The organism is Kineococcus indalonis, from assembly GCF_009906395.1.
Classification (GTDB): Bacteria; Actinomycetota; Actinomycetes; order Actinomycetales; family Kineococcaceae; genus Kineococcus; species Kineococcus indalonis.
In genome coordinates, this window is the sequence record NZ_JAAALM010000497.1 from 1 (window position 1) to 3,006 (window position 3,006).

General features: G+C 78.2%; 2 protein-coding genes. One reads left to right on the forward strand and one right to left on the reverse strand.

Annotated elements, in window-relative coordinates; genetic code table 11:
* Positions 1–170 precede the first annotated feature (170 nt).
* Positions 171–1,745: a GGDEF domain-containing protein gene (locus GTR00_RS26015; RefSeq protein ID WP_323132589.1), complete on the forward strand. Its 1,575-nt coding sequence runs from the start codon at positions 171–173 to the stop codon at positions 1,743–1,745.
* A 6-nt stretch (positions 1,746–1,751) separates the two neighbouring features.
* On the opposite strand, the gene GTR00_RS17995 is transcribed toward GTR00_RS26015, so the two are convergent.
* A complete protein-coding gene (locus tag GTR00_RS17995; RefSeq protein WP_166612952.1) occupies positions 1,752–2,681 on the reverse strand; it encodes a diacylglycerol/lipid kinase family protein in 930 nt (309 codons plus the stop codon).
* Positions 2,682–3,006 lie beyond the last annotated feature (325 nt).

Below are 3,006 nucleotides of genomic sequence, written 5' to 3' on the forward strand. Positions count from 1 at the left end.
GCGCCTGGCGCGCCCCGCCGACGCGCCCGGGCAGACCCCCGCCGAGGGCCCGGCCGCCGAGCGGTGACCCCCCCGCGGGGGGCGGCCGGACGGGTGGTCGGGCGCGCCCGTCCGGAGGACGCCCGCCGCCCGCCGTGCAGCCGGGCCCCGCGCGCGCCGACGACCCCCGTGTGATCCAGCGACGCGGGCCCGGCGGGGTGGCGGCGGCCCTGCGCGTCGTGCGCGGGCCGCTGCTGCTGCTGGTCGCCGCCCTGGCCGCCGTCGCCGGCGCCGCGCACCTGCTGGGGCCCACCGGCACCGCCGGCCGCGCCGTCCTGGGCGTCGCCGAGGTCCTCGTGCCCGCGGTCGCGGCCGCGCGCTGCCTGCGCCTGGCGGCCCGCCGCGCCGCGCCGCCGCAGCTGCGCGGCACGTGGGGGCTGCTGGGCTGCGGGCTGGCGAGCTGGTCGCTGGGGCAGGTGGTGTTCGCCGCGATGGACCTCGGCGGCCTGGACCCCTCGGCCACCACCGCCGCCGACCTGCCGTTCCTGCTGTGGGGGCTGCTCGCCTGCGCCGCCGCCTCCTCGTTCCTGCGCCTGCGCAGCTCCGGCACCCTGGGGGCGCGCACCGTCATCGACGGCGCCCTGCTCGGCTGCTGCCTGCTGACCGTCGTGGTGCTGCTGTGGCTGGACGGCGCCCTGCCCCACCTGGAGGAGCGGCCGCTGGAGTTCGCCTTCCCGCTGGCCTTCCAGGTGCTGGACGTGGCGTACCTGACGGCGACGGCGATGGCGCTGCTGCACGGCGGCCCCACCCGCCCGCTGGTGCTCGCCCTGGCCGGCGGCGCGCTGGTCACCGCCGGGGACCTGCTGTACTTCCTGGCCCTGACCACCCCGGGCGGCTTCACCACCGGCGGCAGCGCCGACCTGTGCTGGCTGACCGGCTTCGGGCTGTTCGCCGTGGCCGCCGACCCGCGCAACCCGCTGCCGCCGCCCCCGCCGGGCGGTGACGAGCCGGCCCGGTGGGGCGTGGGCGTGCCGTACGTGGCGTTCGTGCCCGCCGCGGCCCTGGTCGTGCACCGCCTGTGGTCCGAGCCGGCCCGCGAGCCGCTGGCCGCGCTCGTGGTGGTGATCGCCCTGGTGCTGCTGCGGCAGTACCTCGTGGTGCACGACCACCGCGCGCTGCTGGCCACCGCCGAGGAGCAGCGCCGGGCGCTGGAGGTCGTCGCCCACGTCGACCCCCTCACCGGCCTGGTCAACCGGCGCCGCTTCTCGCTGGTGCTCGCCGGCGCCGTCGCCGAGGGGCTGCGCACCGGCGGGCACGTCGTCGTCGCCTTCGTCGACCTGGACCGCTTCAAGGAGGTCAACGACACCCTCGGCCACGCCGCCGGCGACGAGCTGCTGCGCGCCGTGGCCGACCGGCTGGCCTCGTGCGTGCGCAGCGGCGACCACGCCGCCCGCTGGGGCGGGGACGAGTTCGCCGTGCTGGTGCCCGAGGACGTGCCCGCCGACGCCGTCGCGCGGCGGCTGCGCGCCGTGGTGGGCGCGCCCTTCGAGGTGGCGGGCACCGCCCTGGACGTCTCCGCCAGCACCGGCGCGGTGCGCTCCTCCCCGCGCCGGCTGCGCGAGGAGCGCCTGGCCGCCGGCGCGGGCGCGGAGGTCGAGGACCTCGTGGAGGCGCTGCTGGCGCGCGCCGACGCCCTCATGTACGGCGAGAAGCGCCGCAGCCGGGCGCCGTCCACCGCCCCGCCCGGCCCGCCCGCCGCGCCGTAGGGGACCTCAGCGCACGGTGGTCAGCGCCAGGGGCAGGCAGCGCACCCGCACGGTCACGCCGCCGCGCACCGGGTGCACCTCCCCGTCCAGCTGCAGCGGCATGGGGTTGCGGGTGACGAACTCGTACGGCTCGCTGCGCGACTGCACCGGGTGCTTGCCGTGCACGACGCGCAGGAACTCCGCCAGCAGCCGCAGCTTGCCGCGGTGCTCGATGAGCAGCACCTCGAAGCGGCCGTCGTCGGGGGTGGAGTCGTCGGAGATCTGCGCGTACTTCGCCATCCGGTCGATGTTCGCCAGCACCAGGCTGTCGATCGCGACGTCGCGGCCCTGGTGCCCGATCGTCATCGGCCGGTACTTCCAGAACGCCTTGACGACCAGCACCGTCTCCTTCACGGCGTCCAGGTCGTGCTCGTTGAGGGCCGCGGCGGCCACGGGGCTGATGCCCACCCCGACGTAGGAGTGCGCCACGCGGGGGTCGCCGTCGCCGGTGTCGACCTCCAGCAGGTCCATGCGCTCGGGGCGCGCGCCGCCGCCGGCGACGGCCGCGACCGCCTCGGCCAGGGGGCGCTGGTGGGTGGCGGTGGCGTGGTCGTTGGCGTTGCCGGAGGGCAGCACCGCCGCCATGCCGCCGCGGTGCCCGGCGCGCCCGGCGGCCACGACGCCGTTGACGACCTCGTGGTAGCCGCCGTCGCCGCTGGCGGAGACCACCAGCACGCCGCGGTGGCGGGCGACGTGCTCGCGGGCCAGCTCCTCGGCGTGACCGGCGTGCTGCGTCTCCACCAGCTCCACGGGCAGGCCCGGCGCGCGCCGGGCCAGCTCCTCGCGCAGCGCGCGGGCGTTGTCGGGCCCGTCGCCGGTGCTGTTGGGGTTCAGGACGACGACGACGCGCTGCAGCGGGTCGTCCGGGCCGGGGGTGCTGTCGGGACCGCTGGACACGCCCCGACCGTAGGGGGAAAGCGCGTCCGGGGCGCGTCGTCGCGCGGTGCGCCCGCGCGCCGCGGCGCTCCGGCACCCGTCACGCGCAGTGACGCTCGGTGACAGATGTGTCGACGCAGTGTGTCCGGTACCCGCGGTCACCCCTAGGATGGGCCCCGTCCGGCAGCGGGCGCACCAGCGGCGACACCGTGTCCGGTCCGCCAGGGATCGACGGAGGCTCGGTGAGCGCAGACACGTCCGCGGCGGTGGACCCCGTCGTGCAGCGCGCCGTGCGCGCCGCCGTCCGGCTCCTGGAGGCCGACGCCGGGCGCCTGCAGCCCCTGGC